The sequence below is a fragment of the Microbacterium sp. C23T genome, assembly GCF_053345975.1.
This window is the reverse complement of record NZ_JBKFBD010000024.1, coordinates 13,405-30,989: the sequence shown is the minus strand read 5'-3', so window position 1 is coordinate 30,989 and position 17,585 is coordinate 13,405. Positions and strand designations below refer to the sequence as shown.

Annotated in this window: 19 protein-coding genes; 11 read left to right on the top strand and 8 right to left on the bottom strand. The window is 70.5% G+C overall.

What is annotated here, in order from left to right; genetic code table 11:
- Positions 1-65 precede the first annotated feature (65 nt).
- The 4 genes from ACLBXX_RS14220 to ACLBXX_RS14205 all read left to right on the top strand — a co-directional run bounded on the left by ACLBXX_RS14220 (position 66) and on the right by ACLBXX_RS14205 (position 4,488).
- Positions 66-851, top strand: coding sequence for an isoprenyl transferase (locus ACLBXX_RS14220; RefSeq protein WP_447658536.1), 786 nt, complete (start codon positions 66-68; stop codon positions 849-851).
- Between the two features lie 45 nt (positions 852-896).
- A complete protein-coding gene (locus ACLBXX_RS14215; protein WP_447658535.1) occupies positions 897-2,018 on the top strand; it encodes an aminotransferase class V-fold PLP-dependent enzyme in 1,122 nt (373 codons plus the stop codon).
- A 199-nt stretch (positions 2,019-2,217) separates the two neighbouring features.
- The gene (locus tag ACLBXX_RS14210) at positions 2,218-3,573 is read left to right on the top strand and encodes a PhoH family protein (RefSeq protein WP_447658534.1); all 1,356 of its coding nucleotides are present in this window, start codon (positions 2,218-2,220) and stop codon (positions 3,571-3,573) included.
- 168 nt (positions 3,574-3,741) lie between these two features.
- Positions 3,742-4,488 (top strand): hypothetical protein, encoded by a 747-nt coding sequence (locus ACLBXX_RS14205; protein ID WP_447658533.1) that lies wholly within the window; start codon positions 3,742-3,744, stop codon positions 4,486-4,488.
- Positions 4,489-4,597: 109 nt separating this feature from the next.
- Here ACLBXX_RS14205 and ACLBXX_RS14200 read toward each other — a convergent pair whose 3' ends face one another.
- From ACLBXX_RS14200 to xseA, 7 genes are read right to left on the bottom strand one after another with little or no spacing between them, the layout of a single operon-like run.
- Complete coding sequence (locus ACLBXX_RS14200) at positions 4,598-5,254, bottom strand: response regulator transcription factor (protein ID WP_387145967.1); 657 nt, start codon at positions 5,252-5,254, stop codon at positions 4,598-4,600.
- The gene (locus ACLBXX_RS14195) at positions 5,251-6,753 is read right to left on the bottom strand and encodes an ATP-binding protein (protein ID WP_447658532.1); all 1,503 of its coding nucleotides are present in this window, start codon (positions 6,751-6,753) and stop codon (positions 5,251-5,253) included. Before ACLBXX_RS14195 ends, ACLBXX_RS14200 begins: the two co-directional genes overlap by 4 nt.
- A gap of 48 nt (positions 6,754-6,801) precedes the next feature.
- Positions 6,802-8,196 carry a class II fumarate hydratase gene (locus ACLBXX_RS14190; protein WP_447658531.1) on the bottom strand — a complete coding sequence of 465 codons (1,395 nt, stop codon included), beginning with the start codon at positions 8,194-8,196 and terminating at the stop codon, positions 6,802-6,804.
- A gap of 52 nt (positions 8,197-8,248) precedes the next feature.
- Complete coding sequence (locus ACLBXX_RS14185) at positions 8,249-8,851, bottom strand: carbonic anhydrase (RefSeq protein WP_387146174.1); 603 nt, start codon at positions 8,849-8,851, stop codon at positions 8,249-8,251.
- Between the two features lie 35 nt (positions 8,852-8,886).
- Positions 8,887-9,549 (bottom strand): DUF4245 family protein, encoded by a 663-nt coding sequence (locus ACLBXX_RS14180; protein WP_447658530.1) that lies wholly within the window; start codon positions 9,547-9,549, stop codon positions 8,887-8,889.
- Positions 9,549-9,791: an exodeoxyribonuclease VII small subunit gene (locus tag ACLBXX_RS14175; RefSeq protein WP_387145976.1), complete on the bottom strand. Its 243-nt coding sequence runs from the start codon at positions 9,789-9,791 to the stop codon at positions 9,549-9,551. The genes ACLBXX_RS14180 and ACLBXX_RS14175 overlap by 1 nt, the downstream gene beginning before the upstream one ends.
- A gap of 9 nt (positions 9,792-9,800) precedes the next feature.
- A complete protein-coding gene (gene xseA / locus ACLBXX_RS14170; protein ID WP_447658529.1) occupies positions 9,801-11,141 on the bottom strand; it encodes an exodeoxyribonuclease VII large subunit in 1,341 nt (446 codons plus the stop codon).
- A 158-nt stretch (positions 11,142-11,299) separates the two neighbouring features.
- Between xseA and ACLBXX_RS14165 the strand changes: the two genes are divergently transcribed.
- The 5 genes from ACLBXX_RS14165 to ACLBXX_RS14145 all read left to right on the top strand — a co-directional run bounded on the left by ACLBXX_RS14165 (position 11,300) and on the right by ACLBXX_RS14145 (position 14,880).
- Positions 11,300-12,340, top strand: coding sequence for a 4-hydroxy-3-methylbut-2-enyl diphosphate reductase (locus ACLBXX_RS14165; RefSeq protein ID WP_387146177.1), 1,041 nt, complete (start codon positions 11,300-11,302; stop codon positions 12,338-12,340).
- Positions 12,337-12,906, top strand: coding sequence for a DUF6264 family protein (locus tag ACLBXX_RS14160; protein WP_447658528.1), 570 nt, complete (start codon positions 12,337-12,339; stop codon positions 12,904-12,906). Before ACLBXX_RS14165 ends, ACLBXX_RS14160 begins: the two co-directional genes overlap by 4 nt.
- A gap of 137 nt (positions 12,907-13,043) precedes the next feature.
- Entirely contained in the window at positions 13,044-13,583 is a 540-nt protein-coding gene (locus ACLBXX_RS14155; RefSeq protein WP_387145985.1) for a sigma-70 family RNA polymerase sigma factor, read from the top strand.
- Complete coding sequence (locus tag ACLBXX_RS14150; protein ID WP_447658527.1) at positions 13,580-14,293, top strand: zf-HC2 domain-containing protein; 714 nt, start codon at positions 13,580-13,582, stop codon at positions 14,291-14,293. Before ACLBXX_RS14155 ends, ACLBXX_RS14150 begins: the two co-directional genes overlap by 4 nt.
- 35 nt (positions 14,294-14,328) lie before the next feature.
- Positions 14,329-14,880 (top strand): MOSC domain-containing protein, encoded by a 552-nt coding sequence (locus ACLBXX_RS14145; protein WP_447658526.1) that lies wholly within the window; start codon positions 14,329-14,331, stop codon positions 14,878-14,880.
- Positions 14,881-15,016: 136 nt separating this feature from the next.
- On the opposite strand, the gene fbaA is transcribed toward ACLBXX_RS14145, so the two are convergent.
- Positions 15,017-16,048: a class II fructose-bisphosphate aldolase gene (gene fbaA / locus ACLBXX_RS14140; protein ID WP_387145994.1), complete on the bottom strand. Its 1,032-nt coding sequence runs from the start codon at positions 16,046-16,048 to the stop codon at positions 15,017-15,019.
- A gap of 192 nt (positions 16,049-16,240) precedes the next feature.
- Between fbaA and glpX the strand changes: the two genes are divergently transcribed.
- Positions 16,241-17,230, top strand: a complete 990-nt coding sequence (glpX, locus tag ACLBXX_RS14135; protein ID WP_310291961.1) for a class II fructose-bisphosphatase — start codon at positions 16,241-16,243, stop codon at positions 17,228-17,230.
- A 141-nt stretch (positions 17,231-17,371) separates the two neighbouring features.
- Complete coding sequence (locus ACLBXX_RS14130; protein WP_082496936.1) at positions 17,372-17,584, top strand: UDP-N-acetylmuramyl pentapeptide phosphotransferase; 213 nt, start codon at positions 17,372-17,374, stop codon at positions 17,582-17,584.
- The last annotated feature ends 1 nt before the right edge of the window (position 17,585 follow it).

Sequence of the window (17,585 nt, the reverse complement as noted above, 5' to 3'; positions counted from 1 at the left end):
TACCGCGAATGGTGACACTCAGTCCCGCGCTAGGGACGGGGTCGCGCGAGAGGTAGCGTAGGCATGTGGCGCGCGGCGAGACGAACGAGGGCAGGGGGCCCCTCTATCGGCTCTACATAAACCGCCTGCGCCGACGTCTGGACCCGGCATCCGTTCCCCGCCACCTCGCGATGATGATCGACGGGAACCGCCGGTGGGCCAAGCAGCTCGGCTACGACTCCGCCGCCCACGGCCACCGCGCGGGTGCGGCCAAGATGAAGGAATTCCTCCGCTGGTGCGACGACGTCGGCATCCGCGTCGTGTCGCTGTACCTGCTGTCCAACGACAACCTGCGCAAGCGCGATTCGCGGGAGCTCTCCGACCTCATCGAGATCATCGCCGAACTCGCCGACGAGCTCTCGCACGAGCGCGACTGGCGAGTGAAGCACGTGGGCCGGGCGGACGCGCTGCCGGACGACCTCAGACGCGTGCTCGCCGACGTCGAGTCCCGCACCAAGGACAACGCGGGGATGCACGTCAACCTCGCGGTCGGCTACGGCGGCCGGGGCGAGATCGTCGACGCCGTGCGCAGCATCATCGCCCAGCACGATGAGCGCGGGGGATCGCTCGAGGAGCTGGCGGCGAGCCTCACGCCCGAGCAGATCGGCGAGCACCTCTACACCGGCGGACAGCCCGATCCCGACCTCGTCATCCGCACCTCGGGGGAGCAGCGGCTGAGCGATTTCCTCCTGTGGCAGTCGGCCCACTCGGAGTTCTACTTCGTCGAGGCGCTCGGCCCGGATCTGCGCGAGGTGGACTTCCTCCGCGCCATCCGCGACTTCGCCTCGCGCGACCGTCGATACGGCGGCTGATCGGCCGCTCACACCGCTGATCCGACCTCTGCCAGAATGATCCGCGTGACGGATCTGGATTCATATCTGGCGTCGTTCGATGGGGAACCGGGGTATCTGGACTGGGCGGCGTTCGGGCCGCTCTCGCCTGCGGTCCGCAGCGAGGCGCAGGGGGACACCGAGCTGCTCGGCTCGGGCCGGCGGACAAGCATCGAACTCGTGGCCGACCACGAGCGAGAGGCCCGGGAGCTGGTCGCGGAGCTGATCGGGACGGATGCCTCGCACGTGGTGCTGCAGCCGTCCACGACGTACGGCCTCATGCACGCCATCTACGGACTGGCGGGCGGCCTCATGCTCGGCCGCGGCGAGTTCCCGAGCCTGACCGTGGCGGCGACCCGCGCGTCGGAGGCGTTCGGGTCGGTCCAGCTGCAGTGGGTCGAGCCGGCCGACGGGTTCATGACACCAGACGCGATCCGCTCCGCCCTCTCCGACGACACACGTGCCGTCGCGGTGAGCCTCGTCGACTTCCGCACGGGGTACCGCACCGATCTGTCGGCGATCCGCGAGGTGATCGGCGATCGCCTGCTCATCGTCGATGCCATCCAGGGATTCGGTGCGGTCGAAGCGGACTACCTCGCGGCGGACGTCGTGTGCGGCAACGGCTACAAGTGGCTCCGCGCCGGCCGGGGGACGGGGTTCGCGTGGTTCGGTGATCGCGCGCTCGAGCGCATCGCGCCCGTCCTGTCGGGCTTCCAGGGCGTGGAGGGCGACCTGCCGGTGGACACCGTGCCCGTGCCCGCCGCATCGGCGCGCGCCTTCTCTGTCGCAGGCTTCGACACGCTCGCCGCCGCGCGCCTGGCGACGGCGCTGCGCGAAGTGGTCGATGTGGGCGTGGCCGACATCGAGTCGGTGCTGGCCGCGCGGGCGACCGACGTCATCTTCTTCGCGGATCGCTACGAGGTGCCGGTCGTCACCCCCAGGGAGCCGGAGCGCCGCGCGGGCATCGTGACCCTGGAGCCCGCCCCGCAGGACGCGGCGCCCCTCGCCGCCTCCCTGGCGAACCACGGCCTCACCGTCACGACGCGCGCCGGCCGCATCCGGGTCGCCCCGCACGTCGGCACCGGTGCCGACACGCTGCGGCTGTTCGGCGACGCGCTCGCCGCCTTCTCGTCGACGCGCGTCTGGTGACCGGGGATGCTGCTCGTGCAGCATCCGTTCACCGACATGTCACGAATTCGTGCGTGTCGAGCGCGTCCGACGACGCGGCGCGGTCGTAGCGTGAGCGCATCGGGCAAGGAGCCCGGTCGAGTCGGCCTTCCGGATCGCGACTCGTGACCCATGGTCGACTCGTGACTGCCGGGTGAACCACCCGGGGCGGGAGTGGGTTGTGACCACACGAGCACCACACGAGCAGCGCAGTCAGGACCTCGGGCGGGTCGCCGATTCCGATCAGGATCTGCGGACCTATGTACTCGACACCTCGGTGCTGCTGAGCGATCCGCGGGCGTTCTTCCGCTTCGCCGAGCACAGCGTCGTGATCCCCGTCGTGGTGATCACGGAGCTGGAAGGCAAGCGGCATGACCCCGAGATCGGCTACTTCGCCCGGCAGGCACTGCGCCATCTCGACGAACTCCGCGTCGAGCACGGGCGCCTCGATTTCCCCGTTCCGGTCGGTGAGGGCGGCACGCTTCGCGTCGAGCTGAACAACACCGATGCGACGGTCCTCCCCTCGGGCATGCGGCTCGGCGACAACGACAGCCGGATCCTCGCCATCGCGATGAACCTCGCCCAGGACGGGCAGGAGGTCACCGTCGTCTCGAAGGACCTGCCGATGCGGGTCAAGGCGGCGTCGCTCGGCATCACGGCGGAGGAGTATCTCGCGGAGCAGGCGGTCGATTCCGGCTGGACCGGCATCTCCGACCTCGACGTCTCGGGTGACGACATCAGCGACCTGTACGAGAGCGAAGTCGCCTCCAGCGAGGACGTGCAGGGGCTCCCAGTGAACACGGGCCTGATCATCCACTCCGAGCGGGGCTCGGCGCTGGGTCGGGTCGTCGGCGACGGCGAGTATCGCCTGGTGCGCGGCGACCGCGAGGTGTTCGGCCTGCACGGACGTTCGGCGGAGCAGCGCATCGCGATCGATCTGCTCCTCGACCCCGAGGTCGGCATCGTGTCGCTCGGTGGTCGCGCCGGCACCGGCAAATCGGCTCTCGCCCTGTGCGCGGCCCTGGAGGCGGTGCTCGAACGACAGCAGCAGCGCAAGATCATCGTGTTCCGGCCCCTGTTCGCCGTGGGCGGGCAGGAGCTCGGCTACCTGCCCGGCGACGCGCAGGAGAAGATGAACCCGTGGGGCCAGGCGGTCTTCGACACGCTCGGCTCCGTAGTCTCGACCAACGTGCTCGACGAGGTGGTCGAAAGGGGCCTCCTCGAGGTGCTGCCGCTGACGCACATCCGAGGCCGTTCGCTGCACGACGCGTTCGTGATCGTCGACGAGGCGCAGTCGCTCGAACGCAACGTGCTGCTGACGGTGCTCAGCCGCATCGGGCAGAACTCGCGCGTCGTGCTGACCCACGACGTGGGCCAGCGCGACAACCTGAGAGTCGGTCGTCATGACGGCGTCGCGTCGGTCATCGAGACGCTCAAGGGTCACGCGCTGTTCGGCCATGTGACGCTCGTGCGGTCGGAGCGGTCGGCCATCGCCGCGCTCGTCACCGACCTCCTGGAGGCCGGAGAGCTCGCCTGAGAGTCGCCGTCATCAGCTGACGACGCAGCGGGTCGGGGTGCCGGATCCCGGCCCGCTGCGCCGTGCGAGCATGAGGAAAGTCTCATCGCCCACGGCGCATACCGCGCGATCGGTCTGTCACCATGGAGGAGGGGAAACGATTCCGCGCACACGGAGGGCAGGCGAGAAGTGCAAGCACGCACGGGGCTCGTGATCGGCGGCATGACCGCTGTCGCGGCGAGCGTCGCCGTCGTGACTGCCGTCGCCCTCGCGAACACCGCGGCCCTGGCCGAGTCCGCCGGCACGAGCGTCGCATCCAAGCGCGTCGTCGTCCCGGCGGCGGCATCCCCGTCGTCGACGCCCCAGCCCGCGCCGGCCGCGACGCCCGACGCACTGAGTCCCTCGGCCGAGCCCGAAGTGGTCCAGGCGCCCGCACCCGTCGAGGTCGCACCGCCCGCGTCGACGACCACCCGCACACCTGCGAACGCGGCGCCCGAGGTGGCCGCGCCCGCCCCTCCGGCCCCTCCGGCTCCTCCTGCCGCCGGTGACCTCGACTCCGCCATCGCCGCAGCGAAGGCCGCGGGCACGTGGGACGCGCTGCGCAGCTGGGCAGCCTCGCATGGCTGGTCGAACGGTCGGCTCGATGCGCTGATCGCTCGCCTGGAGCAGGAGTTCGCCGGACAGAACGAGCAGGGCGACGGGAACAACTCGGACAATTCGAGCGGATCCACCACTCAGCGGCAGGGCATCGTCCAGGCTCCGGCCCCGGAGCAGGAGGCCCCCGCGCAGCCGCCTCAGAAGCAGAAGCAGTCCGGTCGGCAGTCGACCGGCCAGAAGCCTCCCGCCCACGCGGGATCGAACGTCGGAAACGGCAACGGCGCCGGCAACGACGGGAAGAAAGACCAGTCGCGCAATTCCCCAGACAAGCGCGACTGACAACGGTCGGATCCCCCAGTCCGGCCCTTCACAGCCCCCGGTGTCCCCCAGCACCGGGGGCTTCTTCCTGCTCGGGCGGGGCACCCCGGTCATCGGGTGCCCGACGGGCTCACTCCCAGCGGTAGCCTGCGCCACGGACCGTGACGATGTGGTCGGCGCCGAGCTTGCCGCGCAGATACCGCACGTACACGTCGACCACGTTGGACCCGGGATCGAAGTCGAGCCCCCACACCCGGCTGAGCAGCTGCTCCCGGCTGAGCACCCGGCCGGGGTTGCGCAGGAACTGCTCCGCGAGGGAGAACTCGCGCGCCGACAGGTCGACCTCGCGGCCCGCGACGGTCGCGCGGCGCGCGAGGATGTCGAGCACGACGTCGCCGTGCGAGACCGCGACGCCGGGCTGCGGCACGCTCTCGCGCAGGCGCGAGCGCACACGGGCGAGCAGCTCCTCGAACGTGAACGGCTTCGGCACGTAGTCGTTGGCGCCGGCGTCCAGCCCCGTGACGGTGTCCCGCGTGCTGGATCGGGCGGTGAGCATGATCACGGGCACCGCTGAACCGCGGGCCCGCAGTTCGCGCAGCACCTCGAAGCCGTCCATCGTGGGCAGGCCGACATCGAGGAGCACGAGGTCGGCATCGCCGCGCAGCGCCGCCTCGAGCCCTTCCGGGCCGTCCTCGAAGAGGAGCGTCTCGTAGCCGGCGGCCTCGAGGCCGCGACTCACGAACGCGGCGATCCGAGGTTCATCCTCGACGATGAGGATCCTGGTCATCCGGCGGCCTCCCGTTGCAGCACGTCTCCGGCACGTACCGGTGCCGGCAGTTCGGCCTCCGTGGGAGGCAGGTGGATCGTGAATGTCGCGCCGCCGCCCGGCGTATCGGTGACGACGCAGTGCCCGCCGTGACCCTTCGCGATCGCGTCCACGATGGCGAGGCCGAGACCCGACCCGCCCACCGAGCGCTTCACGTGGGCGCGGTCGAATCGGCGGAAGATCCGGGCACGCGCTCCGGGTGGGATGCCGGGGCCGTGGTCGCGCACCCAGAGTCGTGAGCCGTCGCCCGAGTGGGCGCTGCCGATCTCGATGGGGCTGCCCTCTGGGGTGTACTTGGCGGCGTTGTCGGCGAGCTGCAGCCACGCCTGCAGCAGGCGGTCCTGGTCGCCGATCGTGCCGCCTTCGGCGCGGGCCTCGACCGTCCAGCTGTGCCCGGGGATGACGGCGACGAGCTCGCCCACTCGCTCGGTGAGCCCGGCGAGGTCGACCGTCTCGAGGCTGTACGAGTCCGCCTCGGCGGTGGCCAGCAGGTCGATGTCCTCGACGAGCCTCGTGAGCCGGTCGAGCTCCGCGATGCCGATGTCCCGGGCGGACGCCACATCCGCAGCATCCTGGGGGTTCATGAGCTCGAGGTGACCCCGCACGATCGTGATGGGCGTCTTCAGCTCATGGCGCACGTCGTCGAGGAGCTGGCGCTGCACGTCGACGGAATCCTCCAGGCGATCGAGCATCGAGTTCACCGTCCGCGACAGATCCGCGATGTCGTCGTTGCCCTGGGGTTCGAGCCGATGCGAGAGGTCGGTGATCGAGATGGCGTCGGCCGTCTCGCGGAGGCGCCGGATCGGCGACAGCAGCCGGCCGGTGACGAACCACCCCACGATCCCGATCGCGAACAGCACGGCGACCGCCGCGATCACGTACGTCGTCATGGCGAAGGTCACCGGCTGGAGTTCCGCGCCGAGATCGACCGCGCGGACGTACATGCCCTGCCGGGGATCACCCGCCATGGTCACCGGGATCGCGATGTAGCGGAGCGAACCCTGGTCGGTCACCGCCGTTCCCATGTGCGGTGTACCGTCCGCGGTCTCCTCGACGACGCGGTCGATGAGCTGCTGGTTCTTCGAGATGGGGATTCCCGTGAGTGTCGACGGCACCCATCTCGGTACCCCGTCGACCAGCGCCAGCGAGCCTTCGTTGCGCGCGGGTACGAGGCGCGCCACCACCGCGTTCAGGTAGTCGTCGACATTCTGGAAGTCGCTCTTGTCGAGCTCCTCCGTCGCCGCGGACGCGCCGTCGGTCGCGTCCGCGGAGTCGCCATTGGCCACGGTCTCGAGCGACGCGACCTGAGCTTTGAGCCGATCGTTGACGCCACCGAGCGCCTGCTCGCGCTGCACCAGGAACGTGACACTTCCCACGATCGCGAGACCCACGCACGCGACCGCCAGGATCGCGGCGAGGATCCTGACGCGCGCGGGAACCGGGCGGGGCGTTCGGGCCATGACCCGATTATCCCGCCGACGCACGGCTTGCGGCATGGGACGGGCGAATCAGCCCGGGTGCGTCATCGAGAGAAGGTCGAGCTTCTCGTCGAGCTGCTCGAGCGTGAGCTCGCCGCGCTCCACGTAGCCGAGGTCGATCACAGCCTCGCGCACCGTGATGCCCTTCGCGACGGAGTGCTTGGCGATCTTGGCGGCGGCCTCGTAGCCGATGAGCTTGTTGAGCGGCGTGACGATCGACGGCGACATGCCGGCGTACGCGGCGGCGCGCTCGACGTTCGCCTCGAGACCGTCGATGGTCTTGTCGGCGAGGACGCGCGAGGTGTTCGCGAGCAGCTCGATCGACTCGAGCACCGCGCTTCCCATGATCGGGATGGCGACGTTGAGCTCGAAGGCACCCGAGGCGCCGGCCCACGCGACGGTCGCGTCATTCCCGATGACGCGCGCGCACACCATGAGCGTGGCCTCGGGGATCACCGGGTTGACCTTGCCGGGCATGATCGACGAGCCGGGCTGCAGGTCGGGGATGTGCAGCTCGCCCAGACCCGTGTTCGGGCCCGAGCCCATCCAGCGGAGGTCGTTGTTGATCTTGGTCAGCGACACCGCGATGGTACGGAGGGCGCCGGATGCCTCGACCAGGCCGTCGCGGTTGGCCTGGGCCTCGAAGTGGTCCTTGGCCTCGGTGATCGGCAGCTCGGTGTCGGCGACGATGAGCTCGATCACGCGCTGCGGGAAGCCGACCGGCGTGTTGATGCCGGTGCCGACCGCGGTCCCGCCGAGGGGGACCTCGGCGACGCGGGGGAGCACAGCCTGCACGCGCTCGATGCCGAGGCGGATCTGGCGGGCGTAGCCGCCGAACTCCTGGCCCAGGGTGACGGGAGTCGCGTCCATGAGGTGGGTGCGGCCCGACTTCACGACGGTCTTCCAGAGGTCGGCCTTCGCCTCGAGAGCGACGGCCAGGTGGTCGAGCGCGGGGATCAGGTCGTCGATGAGCTCCTGCGTCACGGCGATGTGCACCGAGGTGGGGAACACGTCGTTGGACGACTGGGACGCGTTGACGTGGTCGTTCGGGTGCACGGTCGCGCCCAGCGCCTGCGTGGCGAGGGTCGCGAGCACCTCGTTCATGTTCATGTTCGACGACGTGCCGCTGCCGGTCTGGTAGACGTCGATCGGGAACTGGTCGGCGAACTCGCCGGCGATGATGCGGTCAGCCGCACCGGCGATGGCGTCGGCGATGGCGCCGTCCAGCGTGCCGAGCTCCTTGTTGGCGAGGGCCGCGGCCTTCTTGATGCGCGCGAGCGCGACGATCTGCGCGGGCTCGAGCCGGTCGCCGGAGATGGGGAAGTTCTCCACCGCGCGCTGCGTCTGCGCGGCATACAGCGCGTTCTTGGGCACGCGCACTTCGCCCATGGTGTCGTGCTCGATGCGGTACTCGATGTCGGTCACGTCGTTGTTCCTCACGTGTCGGTACAGGGGATGTCTTGGCAGAGTTCGGGGGTCAGGCGGCGTCGAGCCCCACAGCGACGAGGGGCACGGCGACGCCCTCGGCGAGGCGGTAGTTGGCGCCGACGATGCCGACGCGTCCTTCGGCGACGGCGGTGCTGATGAGCTCGGACGAGCGGAGGATGTCGGCGACCGTGTTGCGCAGGTGCTCACGTCCGACGAGCTCGGCGTCGATCTCGTCCGCGCGCGAGACGCCGGTCTCCGCGGCGACCTGGCGTGCGGCGGGCACGATCGGCGCGATGAGCCGCCAGATGTGCGGGGGGAGGGGCGCGGCATCGATCGCGGTGCTGTCGATCGCAGCGCGCACGGCGCCGCAGCTGTCGTGCGCGAGCACCACGATGAGGGGGACCTCGAGCATCGCGACCGCGTACTCGAGGCTCGCGACGATCGACTCGCCGACCACCTGACCGGCGTTGCGAACGACGAAGAGGTCGCCCAGCCCCTTGTCGAAGATGATCTCGGCCGCGAGCCGCGAGTCGGAGCAGCCGAAGAGGACGGCGCGCGGCCGCTGCCCTGCGGCCGTCTCGGCCCTGCGGTCGACGTCCTGGCGCGGGTGGTTAGGCTCGCCCGCGACGAAGCGGGCATTGCCGCGGATCATCTCGTTCCACACCTTTTCGGGCAGGGGCTGAGCGGTCACGGAGTCTCCTCGATGCTGTCGGCGTCGCGCAGTGCGGTGATCTGATCGGTGACGGAGCGGGCCGTCTCCTCGAGAGCGTCGGCGTTCGCGGCGCCGTAGATGAGCACCGTGTCGGTGCCGGCGTCGGTGGCGAGCGCGACCGAGATGTTCCCGGTGCGGTCGGGATCGAGTTCGTAGCGCTCCCACGTGATGCCGTCGATGGTGACGGTGTCCTGCGGGGCGGAGCCCGAGAGCACGCGGGCGGGCCACGCCTCGTCGGCGTCGAATCCCTGCGCGACGCGCAGGAAGCCGCGTTCGTCCTCCTCGGCGGGGGCGTAGACGACGGTGAACGCGCGCACCCCGCCGTTGCCTTCGATGCCGGCGCGGTTCACGATCCACCCGTCGGACATCTCCGGGGCGATGATCGTGCGGCCCTCGGAGGCGGCGACACCCGCTGCGACCGAGGCGACATCGATCGCTTCGCGCGGCGGCGGCGTGCCGCGGGGCACGGCGGCGATGATCACGATGACGACCGCGAGTGTCGCGAGCAGCGCCGCGATGAGATTGCGGACGTTCTGACTCGAGCGGTAGACGCGCGACGACTCGGCCTTGCGGTCGGCGGTCTCCTGCGGCGTCTCGGCGCGACCGAGTTCGGCGACGATGCGGGGTTCGCGTGACATCAGAGCGCCTCGCCCTGTGCGCGATCGGCGGAGGCGCGAGCGGCCTCGAGACGGCGCTTGGCGCCCAGCAGCCATTCCTCGCAGCGGGCGGCGAGCGCCTCGCCGCGCTCCCAGAGTGCGAGGGAGTGCTCGAGGGTCGGGGCGCCCTGCTCGAGTTCGGCGACGACGCGGACGAGTTCGTCGCGCGCCTGCTCGAACGAGAGGGTCGCGACGTCCGTGAGGGCGCCGCTCGTCTCAGTCATGGTCACAGTCTATTCGGCCGCGGGACCCGCCCCGCCCCGCGCCCGGTCCGGCTCGACGTCGTCGCCCGTCCGGCCGTCGTCCTCCGCGATCTCACCCTCGGAGCGTGCCGCGAACGAGCCGCGCCCGACGGTGACGACGATGGGAGTGGATGCCGGGGCCTGCGCGGCGTCGCGCACGATCACGCCGTCGGCGAGGTGCGCGATGGCGTAGCCACGGGCCAGCGTCGATGCGGGCGAGAGAGCGCGCAGCGTCGCGCGGAGCTCGGCGGTGCGCTGCTCCTGGACGCGCAGCGACCGGTCGATGCGATCGCGCCCGCGAGCCGCGAGGAGCTCGACCTCGTGCGAGCGGGTGGTCAGCAGCGTCTCGGGGTCGCGCAGCACCGGGCGGGAGCGCAGCTGCTCGAGCTGGGCGATGTCGTGCGAGATGCGCTGCGTGAGCCGGGTGTTCATGCGGGCACGCAGCTGCCCGACGAGCGCGCGCTGCTCCGCGACGTCCGGCACGACCCGCTTGGCGGCGTCGGTCGGGGTCGATGCGCGGAGGTCGGCGACGTCGTCGAGGAGCGGGTGGTCGTTCTCGTGGCCGATGGCGCTGACGACGGGGGTGGATGCCGCCGCCACCGCCCGGATCAGCCGCTCGTCGCTGAAGCCGAGCAGGGTCTGCGGGTCGCCGCCGCCGCGGGCGATGATGATGACGTCGACGTCGGGCGCGGCATCCAGCGCCCTCAGAGCCGCGATCGTCTCGGGAACGCACCGGTCTCCTTGCACGGCGGCGTACTTCGTCTGGAACCTCACCTGCGGCCAGCGCAGCTCGGCGTTGCGATGGACGTCCTTCTCGGCATCCGAGTTCTCGCCGGTGATGAGGCCGATGAGGTGCGGCAGGAAGGGGAGGGGCTTCTTGCGGGAGGGATCGAACAGTCCTTCGGACCGCAGCTGCACCCGCAGGCGCTCCAGCTTCTCCAGCTGGTCGCCGAGTCCCACATGGCGCATCGCCGAGACGCCGAAGCTGAAGTCGCCGTTCTTCACGAAGTAATCGGCCTTGACGCACGCGATCACATGGTCGCCGACCTTCAGGTCTGCGGGCAGCCGGTCCCGTGTGGAGGACCAGATGCGGAACGAGATCGTGGCGTCGGTCACCAGGTCCTTCAGGCGGCCGAACACGTTGCCGCCCCGCTGGTTCCACCCCGTGATCTCGCCCTCGACCCACACCGAGCCCCACGTCTGCACGAAACCGCGGATCGTGTCGTTGAGCCGGGCGACGGAGGTCGGCGCCTGCGCCGTGGAATCTCGCGGCGGAACGGAGTCGGGGGGCGGCGGCTCGCCGGGGACGGTGGCGGGCTGGAAACTCGTCATGCGGTCCTTTCATGCCCGTGCGCGGGCTGCTCACGCCCGTGAGCCGGCGGGCATCGCGGGCTCCTCGGCGGAGGCCCCGCTCAGGAGCCCGCCCGTAGAATCGAGGGGTGAGCATCAGCACCGCGGGACAGACCCGATCGAGTCAGGCCCCTGTGAGCATGCCCGTCCCGCGGATCCCGCGGCGGCGCGAACCGCTCAAGGATATCGCCGGGGCCGGACAGAAGCGGGTGCTCCTGGCATCCCCGCGTGGCTACTGCGCGGGCGTGGACCGCGCCGTCATCGCCGTCGAGAAGGCGCTCGAGCGCTACGGCGCACCCGTGTACGTGCGCAAGCAGATCGTGCACAACATCCACGTCGTCACCGAGCTCGAGAAGCAGGGCGCCATCTTCGTCGAAGAGGTGGACGAGGTCCCCTCGGGCGCCCACGTCGTGTTCAGCGCGCACGGGGTGTCGCCCGCAGTCGTGAACGCGGCATCCGATCGTGGTCTTCGCGCCATCGATGCGACGTGCCCCCTCGTCACGAAGGTGCATCGCGAGGCGGTGCGCTTCGCGCGCGACGACTTCGAGATCCTCCTCATCGGCCACGTCGGCCACGAAGAGGTAGAGGGCACCGCGGGTGAGGCTCCCGACCACGTCACCATCGTGAACTCGCCCGAGGAGGCCGACACCATCGAGGTGCGCGACCCGTCGAAGGTCGTGTGGCTGTCGCAGACGACGCTCTCGGTCGACGAGACGATGGAGACCGTGCGCCGCCTGCGGGTGCGCTTCCCCGAGCTGCAGGATCCGCCGTCGGACGACATCTGCTACGCGACGCAGAACCGCCAGGTCGCGATCAAGAAGGTCGCGAAGGACGCCGACCTCGTGATCGTCGTCGGGTCGGCGAACTCGTCGAACAGTGTGCGGCTCGTCGAGGTCGCGCTGGAGCACGGCGCCAAGGCCGCCTATCGCGTCGACTACGCGGACGAGGTCGAGCAGGCGTGGCTCGAAGGCGTCGAGACCGTCGGCGTCACCAGTGGCGCATCGGTGCCCGAGGTGCTCGTGCAGCAGGTACTCGACGATCTCGCCGCGGCCGGCTACCGCGATGTCGAAGAGGTGCGCACGGCCGAGGAGGATCTGCAGTTCTCCCTCCCGAAGGAGCTCCGGACGGATGCTGCCGGCAAGCGCGACGACCGCGCCCTCGGTGGACGGACCCGCGCATGAGCGACGCCGCGAACGCCGAACCCGATCCGCGCTCGCGTCCCCGCCCCCAGTACGGCGAGTACGCGACGGCGGAGGAGCAGCGCGCGCGCATCCAGGAGCCGGCGCCGTGGCAGCAGGAACCGATCGCGCCGATCATGACGGATGCCCCGGCCGACGGCATCCCACCCGCCCCTGCCGTCGCCGAGAAGCGTCAGCACCCCGTCGATCGCATCGTGACGTTCGCTCTGCTCGCCTACGGCCTGGTCAACGTGATCAGTTCGGTGCCCGCCTTCCTCGACTACGGCTCGTATGCCGAGACGATGCTCGGACTGATGGGCGTCGACGTGCAGCTCTCGGATCCCGCCGCCGGAAAGCCGTGGGCGATCGCTGCCGTGATCGTCCTCGTGGTCGGCTGGTGCGCCACGGCGGCCCTCTCGGTCTGGAACATGCGCCGCTCGCGCGTGACGTGGTGGATCCCGCTGGTGGGCGGCATCGTCTTCTCGCTGATCGCCGGCGCGCTGATGGTCGCGCCGCTGACGAACGACCCCGGAGTGTGGCAGGCGCTCCTCGACAGCGCGCGGCTCTGACCTTCTGCGGCGCGCGCATCGCGCGCTGTGCGGTCCCGCCGCCGCGGGTCCATACTCACAGGTGACGGCGCGGGCGCGCTGCGGATTCACGTGAACCCGCGGGTCGTGTGTCTCGTGTCTCCTGCGGGAGGTGATGGATGCCGCACGACAGCGTGGAGCATCGAGACAGTGCCGCCGGACGCGATGCCGCGCGCCTGGCCGCTCTGTACGACGCACATGCGGCGCCGGTCTGGCGCTATGTCGTGCATCTCACCGGCGACCGCGCCGGTGCCGACGATATCGTGCAGGAGACGCTGCTGCGGGCGTGGCGAACGCCCAAGATCCTCGAGCAGGATCCCTCGACCACGCGCTCGTGGATGTTCACCGTCGCGCGTCACCTCGTGATCGACGAGGCGCGCAGTGCGCGGCGCCGCCGGGAGATCGGCGTCGCCGAGGTCCCTGAGCGCAGCGCGCCGGACGCGACCGACGCTCTGTTCGAGGCGATCCTCGTCGAGGAGGCGCTGGCCACGCTCACCACGGACCACCGTGCCGTCGTCGTGCGCGCCTACTACCGGGGGCTCTCCGTCGCCGAGATGGCCGACGAACTCGACATCCCGGAGGGCACCGTCAAGTCGCGGCTCCACTACGGGCTGCGCGCCCTCCGGCTCACCCTGCAGGAGAAGGGGGTGACGCGATGACCACGGATCACGCCCGCTTCGCCGACTGGGACGCCGCGTACGTCGTGCGCGCGCTCAGCGTGGACGACCGTCGCCGGTACGAGGCCCACCTCGACAGCTGTCCTGTCTGCCGCGACGCGATCGCCGATCTCGCGCCGACGATGGGACTCCTGGCGCGGGTCTCACCCGAACGCGCCGAGACCCTGCTCGAGCCGTCGGACCAGGACGGGCCCGATCCCGCGGCGCGCGAGCGCATGGTCGTCCGCGGGACGCGCGACGCCCGCAGGCGTCGCATGATCGCGTGGGGCAGCGGCCTCGCCGCGGCGGCGGCCGTCGCCGTCGTGGTCGCGTTCGCGGTGACGACGGCGGTCGCGCCGGCGAGCGTGCCCGAAGAGGTCGTCGCGCTCCAGGCGGTGACGGACGTGCCGTTGACCGCGAAGGTGGAACTGACCGATGTGGCGTGGGGCACCCGCATCGCGATGATCTGCCACTACCCGCCCAGCCGCGACCCCTACACAGCCGACAAGGAGTGGCCCTACGTGCTCGTCGTCACCTCGACCGACGGCACCACGAGCGAGCTGTCTTCGTGGCGAGCGGGGCCCGGGACGACGGCCCACCTCGACGCCGGCACGGCCCTCGACCGCGACGACATCGCGTCGATCGAGGTGCGGGCCGTCTCGGACGGCCGCGTGCTGCTGCGCGGCGAACCTGCGGCGCCGCCGGGGGAGTGAGCGTGACCGGCAGGGCCCATGGCTAGGATGAGCGGATGCCTCGCCTGGTCGCCGTCTGCGCCGTCCGACAATTGCGTCCCGATGCCGGCTCCGTCGGCGTGACCGCGATCGACAAGGGCCCCGTGGACGGACCCGTGCGCGTCGGTCCCTACGGTGTCTACGCCGACGTGCAGGCCGACCGCAAGCACCACGGCGGCTTCGACAAGGCGCTCTACGCGTACGCGGAGGAGGACGCCGCGTTCTGGGAGTCGGAGCTCGGCCGCGAGCTGCCGCCCGGCTGGTTCGGCGAGAACTTGCGGGTCGAGGGCATGGACGTCAACGCCGCGCTCATCGGCGAACGCTGGCGCATCGGCGACCGCGTCGAGGTCGAGGTCACCATGCCCCGCACCCCGTGCCAGACGTTCGCGCGCTGGGTCGGCGGCGACGACGCGCGCGGATGGGTCAAACGATTCTCGGGCGAACGCCGTCTCGGGCCCTACCTGCGCGTCGTCCAGGGCGGACGCGTGGAGGCGGGCGACGAGATCGTGGTGGTCCACCGCCCCGAGGGCGCTCCCGGACTGCTCGACCGGTACGCCGACCCCGAGTGATCCCCACGCCCCTCCACGCGTCGCTTCGCGCCGCGCGGAGCCTCGGGCGCATGGGCCCACCTCAGCATCATGGAATGCGCGAATGCCCCGGCATCGGCCGCGAGGCCGGTGCCGGGGCATCCGTCGAATCCGCTGCTTACGCGCCGAGGCTCTTGCCGGCCGAGCCGAGCTGCTTGGTGGCCTCGACCACGCGGGCGGCCATCGCCGACTCGGCGATCTTGCCCCAGGCGCGCGGGTCGTAGGCCTTCTTGTTGCCCACCTCGCCGTCGACCTTCAGGACGCCGTCGTAGTTCGAGAACATGAAGCCGGCGACAGAGCGCGTGAACGCGTACTGCGTGTCGGTGTCGACGTTCATCTTCACGACGCCGTTGGCGACCGCGAGCGCGATCTCCTCGTCGGTCGAGCCGCTCCCGCCGTGGAAGACGAGGTCGAGCGGCTTCGGGCCGGTGCCGAACTTCGCGGCGATGCCCTCCTGGATCTCACCGAGGAGCTCGGGGCGGAGCTTGACGTTGCCCGGCTTGTACACGCCGTGCACGTTGCCGAAGGTGAGGGCCGAGATGTAGCGTCCGTGCTCGCCGAGGCCGAGTGCCTCGACGGCCTTCGTCACGTCGGCGACCGTCGTGTAGAGCGCCTCGTTCGAGCCCTCGTGCTGGACGCCGTCCTCCTCGCCGCCCACGACGCCGATCTCGACCTCGAGGATGGCGTTGATGTTCTTGAGGCGGGGGAGCAGGTCCTTCGCGATCTCGATGTTCTCGTCGAGCGGGACTGCCGAGCCGTCCCACATGTGCGACTGGAAGATCGGGTTGCGGCCGGCCTTCACCTCTTCCTCCGACGCCTCGATGAGGGGGAGCACGAAGTCGGCGAGCGCCGGCTTCGGGCAGTGGTCGGTGTGGAGGGCGACCGTGATGGGGTAGCTCTTGGCGACCTCGGTGGCGAACTTCGCGAACGCGAGCGCACCGGCGGCGCGGTTCTTCACGGTGTGGCCGGCGAAGTAGTCGGCGCCGCCCGTCGTCACCTGGATGATGCCGTCCGAGCCGGCCTCGGTGAGTCCCTGGAGGACCGCGTTGATCGACTGCGAGCTCGCGACGTTGATGGCGGGATACGCGAAGCCACCGGCCTTCGCGCGGTCCAGCATGTCGGCGTACTGCTCCGGGGTGGCGACGGGCATGAGTGCTCCCTTTTGATCGAATGGGCGTCACCGCAAACTCTACCCAAGGGCCGGAAGCCGGAATGGATGCCGCTGCCCGGCGGAGCGCGGGAAACCCGCGTCCCTGCACTATTGGAAAGAAACGCCATTCCTTCCCTTTCTGTCGCGTGAAATTCTCGTGAATCGGGCGCGATGCTGGCATAGGCTGACCGCATGGTGAGCCTGACCGCGGACATGAGTCCCCTCCACCCCGACCGCAACCTCGCACTCGAACTCGTGCGGGCGACCGAAGCGGCGGCGATCCGCGCAGTGCCGTTCATCGGCCGCGGCGCCAAGGAGGCAGCCGATGGGGCCGCCGTCGACGCGATGCGGGCGTTCTTCACCACGGTCAACTTCGACGGCACGATCGTCATCGGCGAGGGCGAGAAGGACGAAGCGCCCATGCTCTACAACGGCGAGCGGGTCGGCAACGGCCGCGGCCCGCAGGCCGACGTCGCGGTCGACCCGATCGACGGCACCTCGCTGACCGCCGCCGGCCGCAACAATGCGCTCTCGGTCATCGCCGTCTCGGACCACGGCACGATGCTCGACGCGTCGAGCGTCTTCTACATGGACAAGCTCGTCACCGGCCCCGCGGGCGTCGGCGTCGTCGACATCCGCCTGCCGATCGGCGAGAACATCCGCCGGCTGGCCAAGGCCCTCGACAAGCCCGTCGACGAGCTCGTGGTCTCGGTGCTCCACCGCCCGCGTCACGAGCGCCTCATCGAGGAGATCCGCGAGGCCGGCGCCGGCACCCGTCTGATGAGCGACGGCGACGTCGCCGGTGGCATCAATGCGGCGCGGCACAACGCCCGCACCGACATGTGCGTGGGTGTCGGGGGCAGCCCGGAGGGCATCGTCACCGCGTGTGCGATCAAGGCGCTCGGCGGCCACATCCAGGGCCGACTGTGGCCGCGCGACGACGACGAGAAGCAGCGCGGCATCGACGCGGGCCTGAACCTCGACGGCTTCGTCTACGAGGCGGACGACCTCGTGAAGGGCAACAACACGATCTTCGTCGCGACCGGCGTGACCGACGGCGCGCTGGTCGCCGGCGTCCGCCGCGAGGGCGGGTACGTCTACACCGAGAGCGTCGTGCTGCGCGGCGCGTCGGGCACGCTGCGCCGGATCTCGTCGGAGCACCTCGTCTCGAAGTGGCTCTGACCGCCTGAGGGAGACGGCCGCGGCGGCGCGACACGTGATGCCGCCGTGACCGTTTCGTGACCGGCCTTCGAGGGAACTCTGGCAGAATCTTCAGTGGTGTCGATGGAGACACGTTGGTGTTTCCTACTCGAGGAGTTGACGATGTCTGCGCACTCAGCCGATCCGTCGTCGCCCCAGACGGGCGCGCAGGCGGTGGTCGCGAACGCGATCGATCCCGCCCGCCGACCGGACGTGCTCCTGCGTGTCCGCCGTGACGAGGGTCACGAGATCAGTGCCTGGTGGATGATCGGCGCCTTCGTCGGCGTCTCGGCCGCAGTCATCGTGCTGCTGAGCTTCGTCCCCGGCGGCGCCTGAG